Annotated in this window: 16 protein-coding genes and 1 pseudogene; 13 read left to right on the top strand and 4 right to left on the bottom strand. The window is 49.5% G+C overall.

Annotated elements, in window-relative coordinates; all coding sequences use genetic code 11:
* Positions 1-14 precede the first annotated feature (14 nt).
* The gene (locus tag AC1S5B_RS14865; RefSeq protein WP_482036448.1) at positions 15-3,164 is read left to right on the top strand and encodes a hypothetical protein; all 3,150 of its coding nucleotides are present in this window, start codon (positions 15-17) and stop codon (positions 3,162-3,164) included.
* Positions 3,165-3,277: 113 nt separating this feature from the next.
* On the opposite strand, the gene AC1S5B_RS14860 is transcribed toward AC1S5B_RS14865, so the two are convergent.
* Complete coding sequence (locus tag AC1S5B_RS14860) at positions 3,278-3,616, bottom strand: thioredoxin family protein (protein ID WP_482036447.1); 339 nt, start codon at positions 3,614-3,616, stop codon at positions 3,278-3,280.
* 68 nt (positions 3,617-3,684) lie between these two features.
* A complete protein-coding gene (locus tag AC1S5B_RS14855; RefSeq protein ID WP_482036446.1) occupies positions 3,685-4,362 on the bottom strand; it encodes an NnrU family protein in 678 nt (225 codons plus the stop codon).
* Between the two features lie 191 nt (positions 4,363-4,553).
* On the opposite strand from AC1S5B_RS14855, the gene AC1S5B_RS14850 reads away from it, so the two are divergent.
* The 3 genes from AC1S5B_RS14850 (at position 4,554) to AC1S5B_RS14840 (ending at position 7,161) form a co-directional block, all read left to right on the top strand.
* A complete protein-coding gene (locus AC1S5B_RS14850; protein ID WP_482036445.1) occupies positions 4,554-5,084 on the top strand; it encodes a molybdenum cofactor biosynthesis protein MoaE in 531 nt (176 codons plus the stop codon).
* Positions 5,085-5,155: 71 nt separating this feature from the next.
* On the top strand, positions 5,156-5,938 hold the full coding sequence (locus AC1S5B_RS14845) for an ABC transporter permease (protein WP_482036444.1): 783 nt from the start codon (positions 5,156-5,158) through the stop codon (positions 5,936-5,938).
* 146 nt (positions 5,939-6,084) lie between these two features.
* Positions 6,085-7,161: a hypothetical protein gene (locus AC1S5B_RS14840; RefSeq protein WP_482036443.1), complete on the top strand. Its 1,077-nt coding sequence runs from the start codon at positions 6,085-6,087 to the stop codon at positions 7,159-7,161.
* A gap of 64 nt (positions 7,162-7,225) precedes the next feature.
* Here the strand turns inward: AC1S5B_RS14840 and AC1S5B_RS14835 are convergent, their stop codons facing one another.
* Positions 7,226-8,077, bottom strand: a complete 852-nt coding sequence (locus AC1S5B_RS14835; RefSeq protein ID WP_482036442.1) for a glycosyltransferase — start codon at positions 8,075-8,077, stop codon at positions 7,226-7,228.
* Between the two features lie 158 nt (positions 8,078-8,235).
* Here AC1S5B_RS14835 and glgX point away from each other — a divergent pair, with 158 nt between their 5' ends.
* The gene (gene glgX / locus AC1S5B_RS14830) at positions 8,236-10,320 is read left to right on the top strand and encodes a glycogen debranching protein GlgX (protein ID WP_482036441.1); all 2,085 of its coding nucleotides are present in this window, start codon (positions 8,236-8,238) and stop codon (positions 10,318-10,320) included.
* A 7-nt stretch (positions 10,321-10,327) separates the two neighbouring features.
* Here the strand turns inward: glgX and AC1S5B_RS14825 are convergent, their stop codons facing one another.
* The gene (locus AC1S5B_RS14825) at positions 10,328-10,582 is read right to left on the bottom strand and encodes a hypothetical protein (RefSeq protein WP_482036440.1); all 255 of its coding nucleotides are present in this window, start codon (positions 10,580-10,582) and stop codon (positions 10,328-10,330) included.
* A 147-nt stretch (positions 10,583-10,729) separates the two neighbouring features.
* Between AC1S5B_RS14825 and AC1S5B_RS14820 the strand changes: the two are divergent.
* The 8 genes and pseudogenes from AC1S5B_RS14820 to AC1S5B_RS14785 all read left to right on the top strand — a co-directional run bounded on the left by AC1S5B_RS14820 (position 10,730) and on the right by AC1S5B_RS14785 (position 18,251).
* A pseudogene (locus AC1S5B_RS14820) lies at positions 10,730-11,320 on the top strand (Uma2 family endonuclease).
* Between the two features lie 48 nt (positions 11,321-11,368).
* Complete coding sequence (locus AC1S5B_RS14815) at positions 11,369-11,851, top strand: DUF2283 domain-containing protein (protein WP_482036439.1); 483 nt, start codon at positions 11,369-11,371, stop codon at positions 11,849-11,851.
* 173 nt (positions 11,852-12,024) lie between these two features.
* Positions 12,025-14,025, top strand: coding sequence for an excinuclease ABC subunit UvrB (gene uvrB / locus AC1S5B_RS14810; RefSeq protein WP_482036438.1), 2,001 nt, complete (start codon positions 12,025-12,027; stop codon positions 14,023-14,025).
* A gap of 110 nt (positions 14,026-14,135) precedes the next feature.
* Positions 14,136-14,702 carry a Uma2 family endonuclease gene (locus tag AC1S5B_RS14805; protein WP_482036437.1) on the top strand — a complete coding sequence of 189 codons (567 nt, stop codon included), beginning with the start codon at positions 14,136-14,138 and terminating at the stop codon, positions 14,700-14,702.
* A gap of 48 nt (positions 14,703-14,750) precedes the next feature.
* Complete coding sequence (locus AC1S5B_RS14800) at positions 14,751-15,374, top strand: tetratricopeptide repeat protein (protein WP_482036436.1); 624 nt, start codon at positions 14,751-14,753, stop codon at positions 15,372-15,374.
* A 285-nt stretch (positions 15,375-15,659) separates the two neighbouring features.
* Positions 15,660-16,514: a sulfate ABC transporter permease subunit CysT gene (gene cysT / locus AC1S5B_RS14795; RefSeq protein WP_482036435.1), complete on the top strand. Its 855-nt coding sequence runs from the start codon at positions 15,660-15,662 to the stop codon at positions 16,512-16,514.
* Positions 16,504-17,388, top strand: coding sequence for a sulfate ABC transporter permease subunit CysW (gene cysW / locus AC1S5B_RS14790; protein WP_482036434.1), 885 nt, complete (start codon positions 16,504-16,506; stop codon positions 17,386-17,388). Before cysT ends, cysW begins: the two co-directional genes overlap by 11 nt.
* A 110-nt stretch (positions 17,389-17,498) precedes the next feature.
* A complete protein-coding gene (locus AC1S5B_RS14785; RefSeq protein WP_482036433.1) occupies positions 17,499-18,251 on the top strand; it encodes a DUF554 domain-containing protein in 753 nt (250 codons plus the stop codon).
* Positions 18,252-18,256 lie beyond the last annotated feature (5 nt).

The following is an 18,256-nucleotide window of genomic DNA, read 5'->3' as shown; positions in this document are numbered from 1 at the left end:
GTGCTAATGGTCTCATGCTGAACGCCGATGGACAACTCCCAATTTCTTCTGGAAAGACAACTGAGGAATCTGCGATCGCCCGTAGACATCTGAAACAGTGGCTACAGGAGGTTTTTGGTCATAGCCAAGCTCATATCAAAATTCGCTTGAAGGGAAACCACCTTCACATTTTGGTAGAAAGTGACCAGCGTCCAGATGCTGATGCCATTGTTGCGCTGCTGTCGCACGCATTAGCCCCTGATTCTTCAGACCGCTCTTTGCCACTTAGTTCTGCGCCGATGCGATCGGCTCACATTCATCGCCTAATTGTCTATGGGCGGCGTATCGGTGACAATCAGCCCCTTTGGACGAAAGTGATTGATTTGGACTGCAATGCACCCAAAACTTTAGGCGATCGCGCTGCAACCAATTTGAGAACTGCTGATCCGCTTGCCTTGGCTGCCGTTGATCCGGTGGTATCCGCTTTTGCCCTTGCCCAACAGGGACAGCCCGACGCGATCGCCCGTTACCTCAGCAATGCCCTGAGCAGTTTGGGGGTTGCTGTGCGTGCTAAAACTGAAGCGATCGCGGTTGGTGAGCCATCGCCCAGTCACCCGTCCCCTCTCGAAATAGCCCCAAGCCGTTTACTGCTGGTGTGTGAGTCGGCTTACAGCCCCGATTTCTCTTTACTAAGAGAAGTGATTGCTCAGCGTCTTCGAGAACTGGAGCTTCAGCAGATTCGAGATGCGGTGGTGTTTGGGCAGGTGAGCGGTGAGCCGCGACCAGAATGGGTGTTGCGGGTAGACCTCACCCCCACGGAAGCTATCCTAAAAGACTGGGCGCGATGGGGCGATGTGCAAGCGATCGCTCAGTTGCTCAATCGCCAGTTGGCAGGTCAAACAATGGAATTGTCGGCACTGCTGAAAGATGCCACCTTACATCTTTCCTGTGCCGGAAACGCGGGAGCATTGCCTAACCAAACTAGAGCGATCGCGGCGATTGAACCGATGCTAAAAGGGTTGGTGCCTCAAGGAATTCACGGGGCTGCTCTGTATGGAATGACAACACTTTCGGCGGCGATCGCGTCTCCGCCTGCTTGGGTTCACTGGGTAGACTTACCCGCAGCTAACCATCTAGAACTAGCCCCCTCTACGCTCGACCTGGCTCGTCAAGGAAACTTAGCAGCTATTACCTTTTTGCTAACGCGCTTAGTAAATCCGGATCTCAATACCAAATTAGCGACGGGTGGCATTCGGGTGCAGATTCGGCAAAAAGGCAACTTGCTGCATATTATGACAGATGCGCCAAACTGCCCTCGACAGGATGCCATTGCCGCACCGATCGCTCGCTTTTTGAAACCACTGCATATTCCCGCGATCTCCGGGGTGCGCGTGTACGGGCGACGCTCTGGACAGCGGATTCCCCTCTGGCATTATGGGCTTGATTTTAAGAGTGGCGATCGCTTAGTGCCCACTGCAACCCCAGAATTTGCCGCATCGGAAAGTCATGTGGATGAGTTGCTATCCCCTGTGGGCGCTATGGTGCCGTGGTCAGCGCAACCGACCCACGATCGCCGTTCTGCAATCGCTCAAATCCTTGAAGGAACGCTAACTCGAATCCAGCGATCGCTCATTCAAACTCAACTCTTTATTCCGTTAGAATCTGCACCGCTGCATTCCAGCATTTCCGCAACTGAAACGCCTGATCCGTCACGCCACCAGCGTTTAGGCATTGGACTAATTTGGGGGATTGTGGGGCTGTTGCTCGTTCTGCAAACAGACTGGCTGCTCGGCTACTGGCTCCAGCGATCGTCCCCTGCACAAACCGCTCAAGTGCCTGCTGCTCCCCTGACGACCTCTCCCAAAGCCGTCACCCTCCCAGATTTATCGCTCAGCAAAAAAAAGAGTGATCCTACTGTCTTTAACGCTTCTAGCTTTACCCAACCGGGCGAAACGACGCTATCGTTGCCTCCAGCGATCGCCCCAACCAATGGGAAGGAGCTACCCGCTTCACAGATGCAGGCAAAAGCAGATACCTTGGCAACAACGCTAGATTATCCAAGTTTTAACAGTCGCCAATTCGATCGCCAGCTTGCTGTTTATCAAAGCTATTTAGAAATTTTTGGAGCGCCCGATGTCTTAGTTATCGGCAGTTCCAGAGCATTACGAGGCATCGATCCCGTAGCACTGGAAAAGGCGTTAGAAAAACAAGGCTATACTGACGTTCAAATTTTCAACTTTGGAGTGAATGGCGCAACGGCTCAAGTAGTCGATTTGCTGGTGCAGCATATCTTGCCCCAAGACAAATTACCAAAATTGCTACTGTTTGCAGATGGGGCACGGGCATTCAACAGCGCCCGAATGGATATTACCTATAACGGCATGATTACTTCAGAAGGCTACCGCACCTTAACGGCGGGAAAGCCTCCGATCGCCAGTATTACCACGGCTCAGGCACCCACCGCAACCCAGCAGCCCAACGGCACACCGGCATCGGTCTCCGAAGACGTAGGTTCTACTAGCGCCAACCCCTATCAACAGGCGAATGAAGCCCTGACAAAACAACTGGGCAGCTTATCGGCAGTGTATAGCCAGCGCGATCGCCTCAAAACTCGGCTACGTGAGCAGTTACTCAGCCTGTTGCCCAGCGCCCTATCATCCGGTGTATTAGCATCCTCCGATAGCTTAATCAACTCCAGTTCCCCTGCTGCCTCCGCAAGTTCGGCTCCTTCACTTTCTGCCGATGGGCAAGGCATGATCGATATTGACGGTTTTTTGCCGTTACCCATTCGCTTCAATCCGGTGACTTACTATCAAAAATATGCGCGGGTTTCAGGAGACTACGATTCTGACTACGAATCTTTTAGCCTGGAAGGAGTGCAAACCGACGCAATGATCGCGATCGCTCAGTATGCTCAATCCCAAAAATTGCCCCTAGTATTTGTCAATTTGCCTCTAACTCAGGAGTACCTCGATCCCTCTCGCAAACGGCATGAAGATGCTTTTCAGCAGCATATGCTTAGTCTTGCGCCTAAGTTTGGCTTCATTTATCGCGATCTCAGCACTGTCCTTGCCACTCAACCCGATTATTTCTCCGATCCAAGCCACCTCAACCGCTATGGAGCCTATGCCATCTCGCAACGCATCGCCCAGGACATTATGATTCCGTGGCAGGTTGCCAAGTAGCAGTTGAGCTTGACGGTGCTAAATGACGATCTAAACTCAGTACAAACTCAGTATGAATACTCACCCTGAGGGCAGATTTCAACAATTCCTTAGTAAGCTAGCCCCTAGATTGCCTAGCTTACTAAGGAATTTGTTGAACGGGATTTAGAAACAAGCTTGTCTAGTTCTGCCCGGAGAACTTCTCGCTGATAAATTCCTTCCATCCGATGATGCAGTTTTCCGCCTTCAAACAAAAGCAGGGTTGGTAGGGTGGTAATGCGATACTCGCTGGCTAGTTTTAGATTTTCATCGGCATTGATCCCGACTAATTTTAGTGAACTGCCACATTCGGACAGAAGCCGCGAGAGGAGGGGTTCAATTAGTCGGCAAGGACCGCACCAAGGGGCACCAAAATGAACCAGAACCGGAGATGAGGAAGCTAAAACTTCTTGCTCAAAGGATTGTTCGCCCATGTTTTTGCTATTTGTTGCTATTTATTGACTGGACAAAATACTGATTCTAAAAAATGCTTGGGATCATCCTACCAGTCTATGCTTCCTGTTGCACTAATCATTCTGGAGTGTGCCGACCATAGAAGCAGAATAAATACTGCAACCCCCAAATAAGAAAGCCGAAAAAATTCGCCTATTTTAAGAGTTTGCTTCCCTTGAGCGATCGCCCAAAAAGGGATCACTGAAGTTCGGGCTTTGACCGCTTCAAATTCTGAACCATATCGAGCCAGTAAACGGCGATCGCCATGCCACACGCCAAATAGGTGATGGAGTACCAGTCCAATAGAGGTCAGCAGCGTAAAGGTAGTTCCCAGCCAAAGCGTATGGGCAACACACCAGATCACCTGTCCAACCATTTGCGGATGTCGGGTGATGCGAATGATCCCCATTTCATAGAGATGAACCTCAGGCTTTTGGATTGCCGCAATTTCTAGCAGATTGAAGGTGGCGGGATACAGAAACAGGAATGAAATTGCCGACAAACTCCAAACAATCGGCTGAACTCCAGCAACGCCTTGCACTTGCCACAGTTGCAGTCCGTCATAGCGATGATTGATGAAATAAATAATCAGCACCACTGCCAGTGGCAAACTGACGAGGGCAAAAAATACCCGATATAACCGTGCGCCCACTTGCTTTTCTGCCCAAGGGCGCAGTGCCGCCAAACCGCTATGGGCGATCGCGAATATCACTAGCAAACCCAGCATGATGAAGTGACTAGGCGTTAACCAACTGAAGGTCATTAGAGATCGAAACTAGAGTATAGGGATCAGTGTACAAGACCCGCCCAGCGGATTCCCATTAGCGAGGGATCTCTCATGAGAAATATTGATAGAGATTTCATCTAGAAAACTACGGTAGGATCGACCCTAGAGATCCTTATTTCACCCAACGAGCTATGGCTGACACGATTCGTGAAACGATCCCTACGGGAATCGCCCCCCTTTCTGACCGCCTCTCGAACTCATCTGTAGCGCGGCAGCCTGCCTATTTTGCCATCCGCATTGCCCCTTTATCGTTAGAAGAGGTCTATAGTTTGGCAGATGCCCCCGCCAATGGAGCCGTTGTGGTGATGAGCGGCACTGTGAGAAATAACACTGAGGGTAAGGCAGTCGTAGCGTTGGAATATCAAGCCTATGAACCCATGGCGCTGCAAGTGTTTCAGCAAATTACCGCCGATATCCAAACCCTGTGGAGTGAGGTCACAAGTGTAGTGATTCACCATCGAGTAGGGCGGTTATATGTGGGCGAAATTAGTGTATTGGTGGCGGTGGGCTGCCCTCATCGATCTGAGGCGTTTGCTGCCTGTAAATATGCGATCGATACTCTCAAACACAACGCCCCCATTTGGAAAAAAGAACATTGGGCAGACGGTTCCACCAGTTGGGTGAGCATTGGTGCCTGCGAACAGCCTGATGCCAATTGCTAAGGCAAGTTACTAACGCACAGGACTAAGGCAAGTTATTAAGGCGATCGCCTCCACCATTTCTAAGTTTTACAATGGAACGCTATTTAAAAGTTCTGAAATTGTTTTGGGCAACGGCTTTAGCCGCAGAATTAGAATATCGGGTTAATTTCTTAATCTCCGCATTCAGCAGTTTTGGCGGCTTAATGGGTAGCCTATTTGGCTTGTTTTTGTTTTATCAAAACGACTACACCTTTCCAGGATGGAATTGGAATCAAAGCTTGATTGTGCTGGGCGTATTCACCGTGCTTCAAGGATTTTCAGCCACGTTTTTAGCCCCAAACTTAAATCGAATTGTGCGCCATATTCAGCAAGGCACTTTAGATTTTGTTTTACTAAAACCCATCAGTTCTCAGTTTTGGCTATCCGCCAATACGCTCTCCCCTTGGGGATTACCCGATTTGTTGTTTGGCGGATTGATGATTGGATATGCCGGCGATCGCTTAGGATTACCGCTCTACTCTTATTTACTAGGAATTGTGCCGCTCGTATTTGGATTTGTCATTCTTTATGGCCTGTGGTTCATGTTGGGAGCCATGAGCATTTGGTTTGTAAAAATCTATAACGTCACAGAAGTGCTGAGAGGCTTATTAGAAGCAGGGCGATTTCCCATGGTTGCCTACCCCACAGCCTACCGCTTCTTTTTCACCTTCATCGTTCCAGTTGCCTTTCTGACGACCGTTCCAGCCGAAGCGTTTTTGGGGCGAGGGAATGCGGGTTGGATGATTGCGGCGGGTGTGCTGGGAGCCTTGCTTTTATGGGGTTCTAGTGCCTTTTGGCGATTCGCTTTACGCTTTTACACGAGCGCGTCTAGTTAGACCAAAAAATGCAAAGTTGAGATGAAGATCCTGATTGCCCATTAAACCCTTGAATAACTAGAAGTTACTTTACCTTTTCGCGTTGTCTTGCCGCTTTAAGCGCATTCATCCTTTCTCGCGGCATTCGTTCTAGGAGTTTTCACCCCATGACCCGCTCATTAAACTATCCAGAACGAAAGCATCCGGTGACTAAACTAGCCACTGCCAAGAGTCATAGTGCAGCGATCGCACAACTGCAACCGATGAACCCTCAAAAGGATCAACCGGGATCTGGTTCGGGCAGTTCCAAAAAATCACCCATTCCTTACGATGGGACTACCAACAGTCCTCTTACCTATTTTCAGTTTCACTGGGATGAAGTGGTGCAGTCTGCTAATGCGGTTGAGACGGCTGAAAAACGGCAATCAATTTCCCCAACAGTCTGGCTGAGTGCAGGGTTTGTGGCGACAACCGTGGTATCGGGGCTGCTGATTGGTGATGGGCTAAAACCCACTCCCCCTTTGAGTACAAAAATATTGCCGCTTAAGCCCAGGCAAAGAGCAGCATTTTTGGTGCCTCGTCCGACTCCAGCGACTCCCGAAAAATTGCAAGCTCCGCGAGTCGTACCACAATCCCCAAGGGAATCGCAACCCCAAGCAGTTCTCCCATCGATCGCCGTGCCCAATGATGTGCCGCGCCAACCGTCGAACCAAGCAACTGCCCAAAGCATGGCACCCATGCTGCCGAGTGTGATGCTGGCGGCTGCTCCAGAAACATTAACGGTAAGCCGCAGTGCAACTCCCAAGCGCATTGTGACGGGCGCTCCGGCTCCGGCTGGCATGAAGCCACTGGTGCGTCCGGCCTATCAAGACTTGCCAGACTTGCAGCGTCCGCCCCAAACTCCACTCACCGCTCTGAATACTGCGCCTGCTGCGATTCGTGAAACAATTCCTGCGGGAATCGCGGCTCCAGAACGGATCAACTCCGAGCAACCCGCCCTCCCTGCACCCACGCCAGTCAACCCGGTTGAGCCTGCCGCGACTCTGAGAGAGCCGCCCCCCTTGCCCTCTGCCCAACTCAGCGCTGAATCTTCGGCAACTTCTGCATCAGACAAGAATCAGACAACAGAACCCAAGCCATCTTTAGCTGAACCTGGGATTCCAGCCACCGAGCCGCCGCCGTTAAGTTCGACCCCTAGCGCGATCGAATCGCCGTTGCCCAATGGTGCGATCAAAACGCGGTGACTTCCTACAAAATTTTATCGTCTGACTTAACCAGTAGCGCCACCAAATTTAGGGCGATCGCTACTTAGGGCGATCGCTGCCAAAAATGGAGAACCCCTTTGAGAATTGCGATCGCCTGTTGAGGATGCACTACGCCCACTCGCGCAGCATGAAACAGAATCCGGCTAAGCCGATACCAAAAAACCGTTGGGCTAGTGTGCCGATCCAACGCTAACAAATAGCTAAAAGTGCTGTGTTGCAGCGTCAATGAAGGATTGCGACTGGCAATTGAAGATGGATAATGGATCACATGAATTTGCTCGGCGATTCCAATTGAATGCCCTTGTTGAGCATAGCGCCGACAAAAATCAAAGTCTTCATAGTAAAGAAAATAGGCTGGATCAAATTGGGGACATGGGTCAAAATTTTGCAAATTGAGCAACAGGCTACAGCCCGTCACCCAGCTTGTTTCAACGTAATCGTTTTTCTCGTGGGTAGGGTGGGTAGATCGCGTCGTGCTGGCAATAATTTTGCCTGTTTCTGGGACAAACTCACCGCCTGCAAACCAAATTTTTCCAGATGGTTCAAAAATAGTCGTGCCAATAATGGATAGCGTTGGATGCGTTCTACAAAACTGCACGGCATGGTTAAGGGCATTGTTGGGCAGTGTGGTATCGGGGTTAATTAGCCAGACTGTTGCCCCGCGATCGCGCTCATAGACCCAATTCAAACCCACGTTGCAGCCGCTCCCAAAGCCCAAGTTTTCGTTGGCGGTCAAAATCAATACGCGATCGCCGGCTAGATGAGAACAATCCTCTGCTGCGGAATTGTTGACAATGATCAGCTGATAATCGACGCTTGCCTCAGCCTGGGCGGATGCCAACAGCTTGGCGATTAACCCCGCTGAGTAATAGTTAACCGTGATTAAATAAATCACCCATCATGCAGCTTTTGTTTGAAGGAAATATCTTTAATTTCTGACCCAACTATTATGGGCTATGTACAATGCGATCGCCGGTATGGGCTATGTACAATGCGATCGCCGGGAAAAGCTATGATAACCGTCAGAAATGATCTACCTGAGAGTGTGAGGCAATGGATGCGATAAGTCAGGATTTGCCGGGTCGAAGTTTTCCATTAGGTGCAACCGTTTATCCAAATGGCGTAAACTTTTCCATTTTTTCTAAGAGCAGCACCGCTGTCGAGCTTTTGCTGTTTGACGCACCGGATGATCCCCAGCCCAGCCAAGTGATCACTCTTGATCCGAAGCACAATAAAACGTTTTACTACTGGCATGTGTTTGTGCCCAAACTTGCCGCAGGTCAGGTGTATGCCTATCGAGTCTATGGTCCTTATGCACCCGATCAAGGGCATCGGTTTGACGGGAACAAAGTTTTGTTAGATCCCTATGCAGTAGCGGTAGTAGGGTGGGAGCATTACAGTCGAGAAGCGGCGATTTTGCCCGGAGATAATTGCCCTCAAGCCCTGAGAAGCGTTGTCCTCGACCCAATGACCTACGACTGGGAAGGAGATGTTCCGCTTCACACTCCCTATGCCAACACGATCATTTATGAATTGCACGTCGCTGGCTTTACTCGCCATCCCAATTCTGGGGTTGCTCCGGCAAAACGGGGCACCTATGCGGGGCTGATTGAAAAAATTCCCTACTTAAAAAAATTGGGCATTACGGCAGTGGAGTTAATGCCCATCCATGAGTTTGATGAGCAAGACGCTCGACCCGGTTTACGAAACTATTGGGGATATAGCACCCTGGCATTCTTTGCACCCCACCGCGCCTATAGTTACTCCAAAGATCCATTGGGTCCGGTGAATGAATTTCGGGACATGGTGAAAGCCTTTCATAAGGCGGGAATTGAGGTGATTTTGGATGTGGTGTTTAACCATACGGCAGAAGGCAATGAGGAAGGTCCCACGCTGTCGTTTAGAGGGTTAGAAAACCGTGCTTATTACATTCTGGAAAAAGATCCAACCTATTACAGCAATTACACGGGCTGCGGCAACACGGTCAGGGCAAATCACGAGGTAGTCACTCGGCTCATCCTTGATTGCTTGCGCTATTGGGTAGACGTGATGCATGTGGATGGGTTTCGGTTTGATTTGGCTTCTTGTCTATCACGCGGGAAGTTGGGGCATCCCATGGAAGACCCGCCGCTGCTGTGGTCGATCGAATCTGATCCAGTGTTGGCGGGGGTTAAAATCATTGCGGAAGCGTGGGATGCGGGTGGATTGTATCAGGTGGGATCGTTTATTGGCGATCGCTTTGCTGAATGGAATGGACCGTTTCGGGATGATGTCCGCCGCTTCATCAAAAGTGATTCTGGTGCAATCAATGAATTCGCCTTACGGATGTTGGGCAGCCCTGATATTTTTCAGCAACCCGATCGCGAACCCAGTCGCAGCATCAACTTTGTTACCTGTCATGATGGCTTTACGCTGAATGATTTGGTTTCCTTTAACGACAAACACAACAAAGATAATGGCGAACAAAGCCGCGATGGTGCCAATGATAATTACAGTTGGAATTGCGGCACTGAAGGAGATACAAGAGAGGTCACGATTGCACGATTGCGCGATCGCCAAATTAGAAATTTCTTAACAGCGCTGCTTTTGTCCCAAGGAACGCCCATGCTGTTAATGGGAGACGAAGTACGGCGGACTCAAATGGGCAACAATAACGCCTATTGCCAAAATAATGAACTCAGTTGGTTTGACTGGAGCCTGATCGATAAAAATGCTGATCTGCTTAGGTTTGTGCAAGGGCTGATCACGCTGACTCAATCCCTTGAGGTATATCAACAGGAGCGTCTCTTAGAACTCTCGGCTCATGATCGCAAGCCCTACCTGCTCTGGCACGGGACTAAATTAGGGCAGCCAGACTGGGGCGAAAACTCTCATAGCCTTGCTTTTAGCCTTTATCATCCCACTGCCCAAGAACACCTGTATGTGATTTTCAATGCGGACTGGAAACCTTTGAATTTTGAAGTGCCAACCTTGGAACCGGGCAACGGCTGGCATCGAATTGTGGATACTAGCCTGCCATCCCCAGAAGATTTTCAAGCCCCGCAGAAAGCACCCCGTTTTCAGAAAGCCACTTATCCGGCTGAAGCGCGATCTTCCATCGTACTCATGTCTTTGCCAATCAAAAGCAGACGAAGATAAGGCGTGATCAAAGTTGTCCAGCGGAATCGGGAGCCACAATTTCGCCTTCTACTTCCAAAAGGTTGGAGTCCTCTTTTGTTAGGTCGGTCAATTCATTAAACTGTACGCCCATTTGCTCGCAGGCTTGCTTCACAGCTTGCTTAAAGCGGTTCAAATCACCGCCATACCCGCACAGTTCCGCAGCCGTTTCGCTTCCTTGCTTAGCATTCGCACGAGCGCAATCGACTAATTCAGTTCCCTCAAGCGGCGTTTTTGCAGACATATTTATCTCTTATTTGCATGAATCACTAGACCAGTGTGACTCAACTTAGGCGATCAAGCCAATCACTCTATAGGCAGAAAATTCGACTTTCCGCTGAAAATACGAGGTGGGCATTAGCTCATCCTTTCGCTATGATGCCATCAACAGATGTGGAAGCCTGCCATGACATCACTCACTCTCTCGCTCGATTCTGTCGTGGAACTGACCGACGCACAGTTCTACACCCTGTGTCAGGCAAATCGAGATCTGCGGTTTGAGCGATCGCCCAACGGAGAATTAACCATTATGTCACCTGCGGGAAGCGAAACTGGAAATCGCAATGCTGAAATCATCGCCCAACTGTGGGTTTGGAATGAACTCTCTAACCAAGGCTTAGTCTTTGATTCCTCCACAGGCTTCAAGTTACCCAATGGTGGCGATCGTTCCCCCGATGCGGCATGGATCAAGCTAGAACGATGGACTGCGCTAACTCCCGAACAATAGCAACGGTTTGCGCCCATCTGCCCCGATTTTGTCGTGGAATTGATGTCGCCCAGCGATAACCTAATAGCCGTGCGCTTCAAACTGCAAGAATATCTAGACAACGGCATTCGGCTGGGCTGGCTGATTGACCGCGATACGCAAACCGTGGAAATTTACCGTCCAGGACAACCCGTTGAACTGCTGAATCAGCCAGTTACTCTATCTGGAGAAGACGTACTGCCCGGTTTTGACTTAAAGCTAGAAAAGATTTGGTGATTTCGCCAGATTCTTGGCTTCTTGGGTAAAAATACATAGAACAATTTTATGGACGCGATAAAAATCTTGCAGGCAACCCAAACCGCTTCCTGGGATTATGACGAGACGGCAGATGTGCTATACCTCTCCATTGGCAAGCCGCAGCCTGCGATCGGGGTTGACATTGGCGATGGCATTGTTCTGCGCTATGACGAAACTACAAAAGAAGTCGTCGGGCTGACCATGATTGGTTTGCGAGCAAAATTGCCGAACCAGATCAGTCGGATTGATCTGAACCAGGATTTGACTCAGGCAGCAGCGCAGATTCAGGAGTTGTTGACCCAGTTGCAGAACAATGGCATACCCGTCGAAATGGCTCAAGAGCAAGTGGCAACTGATCTGGCAACCCTGGCAAAAAGTGACCCAACGGTGATGGGGAAACTGGTGGGTTGGGGTAAAACGCTGACAAATAAAGCAGGCGAAACCACGATTAGTGAAGTGGTAAAGGCTGTGGTTCCTCTGGCGCTGAAAACGCTAGGCATTCCATTGTAGGAATCTTGAATATTTTGAGCGATCGCCCGTGGGAGATACCCCAACAACGCGATCGCAAACTGGGGAAATCGTTACACTGGAAAGGCGTTTGGTTGAGGGTCAAGTGAGTGATTTGGCAGCCTAAGCGCAATCGCATTTTTCAGTTTTACCGCTAGTCTGGACTTTTTTGAACGATGGCGAAGTTCGATATTCAAGCTCCGTTTGAACCCGCAGGCGACCAACCTAAAGCGATCGCCCAAATTTTGGACTCGATCAACGCTGGCAACCGCTACACAACTCTGCTAGGCGCAACGGGCACTGGCAAAACCCATACCATGGCTCGGGTGATCGATACGCTGGGTAGACCGACCCTAGTTTTGGCACACAATAAAACCCTGGCAGCGCAGTTGTGCAATGAGTTACGCGAGTTCTTCCCCGATAATGCGGTCGAATATTTCATCAGCTATTACGACTATTACCAGCCTGAAGCCTACATTCCCGTAAGCGATACCTACATTGCCAAAACCTCCTCGATCAACGAAGAAATCGATATGTTGCGGCACTCGGCAACGCGATCGCTGTTTGAGCGGCGGGATGTGATCGTGGTTGCCTCGATTAGCTGCATCTATGGCTTGGGTATTCCCTCGGAATATTTGAAAGCGGCGATTTCTCTGCGAGTGGGAGAAGAAATCAACCTACGGGGGGCAATTCGGGATCTGATCTCGGTGCAATACACCCGCAATGATTTGGAGCTAGGGCGCGGTCGCTTTCGGATTAAGGGTGACGTGTTGGAGATTGGTCCGGCTTACGAAGATCGGATAATTCGGGTGGAGTTTTTTGGCGACGAAATTGAAGCCATCCGCTATATCGATCCGGTGACGGGCACGACGTTACAAAGCATGGACGGCGTGAATATTTACCCGGCTCGTCACTTTGTTACGCCAGAAGATCGGCTGAAGGAAGCCTGTGATGACATTGAAAAAGAATTGCGCGATCGCCTGCTGTTTTTGGAAACCCACGGCAAATTATTAGAAGCACAGCGGCTCGAACAACGCACCCGCTACGACCTGGAAATTCTGCGGGAAGTGGGCTTTTGCAACGGCGTAGAAAACTATTCGCGTCATCTTGCCGGACGGCAAGCCGGGGAGTCGCCCGAATGCTTGCTCGACTATTTCCCCAAAGATTGGCTGTTGGTGATTGATGAATCCCATGTCACCATTCCCCAACTGCGCGCCATGTACAATGGCGACCAATCCCGGAAAGGGGTGTTGATTGACCATGGGTTTCGCTTACCTAGCGCTGCCGACAATCGCCCCCTGAAAGCCGAAGAATTTTGGGAAAAGGTGAGCCAATGCGTCTTTGTCTCTGCTACACCGGGCGAGTGGGAACTGGAGATCTCTGAAGATCATGTCGTGGATCAGATCATTCGTCCCACGGGTGTACTTGACCCAGAAATCTTTGTGCGACCGACTCAAGGGCAAGTGGATGACCTGTTTGGCGAGATTCAGGAGCGGGTGCCCAAAGATGAGCGGGTTTTAGTGACGACGTTGACCAAGCGAATGGCGGAAGACCTGACGGAATACTTTCAGGAGCGCGGCATTCGAGTCCGTTACTTGCATTCAGAAATCAACTCGATCGAGCGGATTGAAATCTTGCAAGGGCTGCGGGAAGGGGATTTTGATGTACTGATTGGGGTGAACCTGCTGAGGGAAGGATTGGATTTACCAGAAGTTTCCCTGGTGGCAATTCTGGATGCAGACAAGGAAGGCTATTTGCGGGCAGAGCGATCGCTGATTCAAACGATCGGACGAGCGGCGCGCCATGTGGACGGCAAAGCGATTTTGTATGGCGACAACATGACCAAGAGCATGGAAAAAGCCATCTCTGAAACGGAACGCCGCCGCGCCATTCAGCATAAATACAACGAAGACCACGGCATCACGCCTTACTCGATCATCAAACGGCAAAACAATTCCATCCTCAAGTTTTTGGATGTTTCCCGTCGCCTCAAAGCAAATGAACTGGAAGAGGTTTATGTTCACGCGAACGAGATTCCCATGGAAAATATCCCGGATATCATCGTTCAAATGGAGGCACAGATGAAGGAATCGGCGAAGAAACTGGAGTTTGAAAAAGCCGCTGAATTTCGCGACAAAATCAAACACCTGCGAGATAAGTTGCTGGGGCGGAAGTAAGGGAGATCATCCCAATACTTCGCAACTACTTAAAACTAATCGCGATCGCGCAAGTGCTGACTTGTCAGTTCGCGCGATAGGTTAGACTTACGATATTTTGGGACATCAACATGGTTGCAACCCCCACCAAACCTCTGACGCTCAACGAGTTTCTTGCCCTGCCCGAAACCGAGCCTGCAAGCGAATTTGTGAATGGTAAAATCATTCAAAAACCGATGCAAAAGAGCAAGCATTCCATTATTCAAGCGAAACTCGCTGCGACAATCAATCAGGTTGCAGAACCTCAAAAGATAGCATTTGCCTTTCCAGAATTACGCTGTACTTTTGACGATCGCTCCCTAGTGCCAGATCTGGTTGTGCTGGAGTGGCAGACGATTGGATTTGATACAGAGGGTGAAATTACGGAGGATGTTTTTGTGGCACCCGATTGGACGATTGAAATTCTGTCGCCTAACCAAAGCGCCAACCCAGTCATCGACAAAATCTTGCATTGCCTGAATCATGGCACTCAGTTAGGCTGGTTGATCGATGCCAGCGATCGCTCGATCCTGACCTTTGCCCCCAATCAAACTCCTCGCCTGTATGTCGATGAACAGCCTTTACCGACTCTCGACAATCTGACTCTATTGATCACGCCCGTTCAAATTTTTAGCTGGCTAAAACTCGGACAGGATTAAATGTAGCTGTAAATTTAAGAATTCACTAAACAACTGGAGTCGTTCCCGATGGTGCAACCTCAACAATCAACCGCAAATGACTATGTATTGCAAGGAGATAGTTTTTTGCATGAAGAAGAATATTCCGAGGCAGTTGATTTATATACAAAAGCAATTCAGATTCAACCATCAAAATTTGAAGCGTGGATTGGCAAGGGCAAAGCGCTGAGGCAATTGAAGCAATATGAAGCGGCTTTAGAGAGTTATAACCAAGCGATTGAGATTCACGCGAATGATGTAAATGCTTGGAACGGCAAAGGAAATACTCTAAACAAACTGGGTTTATATCAGGAGGCGCTAGATTGTTTTGAAAAATCAATTCAACTTGATTCCAACTATTACGATCCTTGGGTCAATCGAGGTTTTTCATTGGATCAACTAGGAAGATATGAAGACTTTGAGACATCCATCAGTAAGGCGATCGCACTGGCACCAGAAAAGCCCCAAGCCTATCAAAACAACGCATTTCACTATGCACTGCTCAACAATGCCAACTTAGCGGTTGAAAATCTCCGAAAAGCAATTAGCCTAGATCCATCAAACGCCAGTCAAGGGCTGCTATCTAGCCAGTTCTTTGATCCCATTCGAGCGGATGAGCTATTTAAGCAGCTAGTTCAAGAGTGTGTCTGCTAATTATGACCAACGCTGTTGGAGTTCTGTCATCCAGCGATGAGTGCCAAATACGCCAACTAGTAACCCCGCCACGCTAAAATCGGCATTTAGGTTTTCTGATGCAAGCCATCTCCTACTATTTCATACACTCGTAGTAAAAAGCAAAGGGAGAAGTAGCCTTCACAAGGCGTTGAGAAAAGTCGTATGTCAGGTTAATTCTTCTAATTGCTATTAAATACGGTTTTCCTATCAGACTTGAGTAGATTAAGATAACGTTTATTCTTAATCTTCTGGTTTGAACCATTCATGACTGCGTCTTCTACGTCAGATATTTCTCAGGGACAGCGCTTTTGGGTTTTCTTCAAGCGGCTTCCTTGGCTTTGGATCATCACATCGAGTTATTTGTTCTTTATGCTGGCGCTGCCTACTGCGGCGCTTTTTCTGAAAGCAGCCAGTGAAGGTCCCGTAAAATTTTGGCAAGTTGCAACCAGTCCAATTGCCTTATCTGCCTATGAAGTTACGTTTGTGACTGCGTTTGGGGCGGCGCTCGTCAATGGTATTTTTGGCACCTTGATTGCCTGGGTGCTAACCCGATATACCTTTCCGTTGAAGCGGGTGATTGATGCGGCTGTAGACTTACCGTTTGCGTTGCCCACATCGGTTGCAGGGTTGACTTTGGCAACGGTATATAGCGACAACGGCTGGATTGGATCATTGCTCGCACCCTTGGGAATTAAGATTGCTTTCACGCGATCGGGCATTGCGATCGCCATGCTGCTGATCTCTCTGCCATTTGTGGTTCGTACTGTTCAGCCTGTGTTGGCAGAACTGGAAAAAGAGATTGAAGAAGCGGCTTGGTCGCTAGGGGCTTCTCGGTTTCAAACTTTTTGGCGGGTCGTGTTACCGCCGCTGATGCCTGCCATTTTAACCGGGGTCGCGCTGGGCTTTGCTCGCGCTGTTGGAGAATATGGTTCGGTGGTGATCATTGCTTCCAATACGCCCTTTCAAGATTTGATTGCTCCAGTTTTAATCTTCCAACGGTTGGAACAATACGATTACTCCGGAGCAACCATTATTGGGGCAGTGTTGTTAACCCTTTCGCTGATTCTGCTGGTTTTGATTAATTTATTGCAAGCTTGGGGTCGTCGCTATGACATCTAATTTAGACTCGTCTCCTGATTCATATCGCTCGATTAAATCTAGCACTGCACCGCGCGATCGCCCTTGGATCAAAGCTGTTTTGATTGGGATTGCGATCGCCTACCTAACGCTAATCCTCTTTATTCCAACCATCAACGTGTTCGTGCAGGCATTCGCTAAAGGCTGGGCACCTTTCTTTGCCAATCTAATCGAGGCAAATTTTTTAACCGCCGTGTATCTCACTGTGATCATTGCGCTGATTGTAGTTCCCATTAATACCGTGTTTGGGCTGTGTGCTGCATGGCTGATTGCCCGCAAGCATTTTCGAGGACGCGCCTTTGTCATCAGCATTTTAGATGTGCCGTTTTCAGTGTCTCCCGTGGTCGCAGGGCTGATGATTGTTTTGCTCTATGGTCGCAATGGCTGGTTTAGTCCATTTTTGGAGCAATATGACCTAAAAGTTATCTTTGCGCTGCCGGGAATGGTTTTGGCAACGGCATTTGTCACGATTCCGTTTGTTGCCCGTGAAGTGATTCCGGTGTTGGAAGAAGCGGGTGCAGAGCAAGAAGAAGCTGCAAAAACTTTGGGAGCAAATGGCTGGCAGACTTTTTGGCGGATTACCTTGCCCAATATTCGCTGGGGCTTGTTGTATGGCGTGCTGCTCACCAATGCCAGAGCAATGGGCGAGTTTGGCGCAGTATCCGTGGTTTCGGGCAACATCATTGGCAAAACCCAAACCTTGCCGCTGTTCGTGGAAGATGCTTATAAGCAATATCAAACTGAAGCCGCATTTTCTGCCGCTGTATTGCTGGCGTTGTTGGCGCTGGTGACGTTGGTATTGAAAGAAATCTTGGAGCGTAAAACCAGGATTAAGGAGGTGCGGGATGAAGTGTAATGGATGGGGCTGCCGCTAAGTTGCCAGACCCCAAAGGCACGCTACCTGAAACAAATGCCAAACTGGAAGGCATCGGATAACTTGAAGGGATTGTAGCGGAACGGAATGGGGTGACTTTAGATTTTTGGGCAAAAACGAGCGGCACTTGGATCAACGTCCTAGCGATCGCCCTGGGAACGGCAGCAGGTTTGTTGCTCCGGGGTCGCTTGCCATTCAGGATGATCACCGTGATTACTCAAGGGGTAGGGTTACTGACTGCTTTTTTGGGCTTCACAATGGCAGGGAATTTAACCAAAGTGCAAGCGGGTGTATTAGATGGCATTGTTTTAGGATTAATTGCGCTGGTGGTGGGCGGCTTGCTGGGAGAATGGGCGCAGATTGAAGCGCGGTTGACGGCATTGGGCGATCGCCTCAAGCATCAGTTCGGCGGTAACAGCACCTTTACCGAAGGCTTTGTCGCAGCTAGTCTCCTGTTTTGCGTGGGGCCCATGGCAATCTTGGGCAGTTTGAGTAATGGATTGACGGGCGACAATCGGATTTTGCTGCTCAAAAGCACCATGGACGGCTTCGCCGCGATCGCCTTCACCAGCAGTTTTGGCATTGGCGTTGGCTTCTCTGCTTGGATGATTTTGTTTTATCAAGGAAGCTTGTCTTTATTAGCAGGCACTCTTGCCCAAATCATCCCCGATCCAACCACTGCACCGCCAATTTTATTGACCACTGGCGTAGGCGGCTTGATGATTCTGGGCATTGGCTTCAACCTGTTAGACATTGCTAAAATTCAGATTGCCGCATTCCTACCCGCCTTAGTAGTAGCACCTGTGTTGTATCAGCTTGCGATCGCGTTTGGCAGTCCGAAGTAGCCTAT

Source organism: Leptolyngbya sp. CALU 1928, from assembly GCF_056784215.1.
The sequence above is the reverse complement of the archived record's forward strand: the minus strand, read 5'-3'. Positions and strand labels throughout refer to the sequence as shown.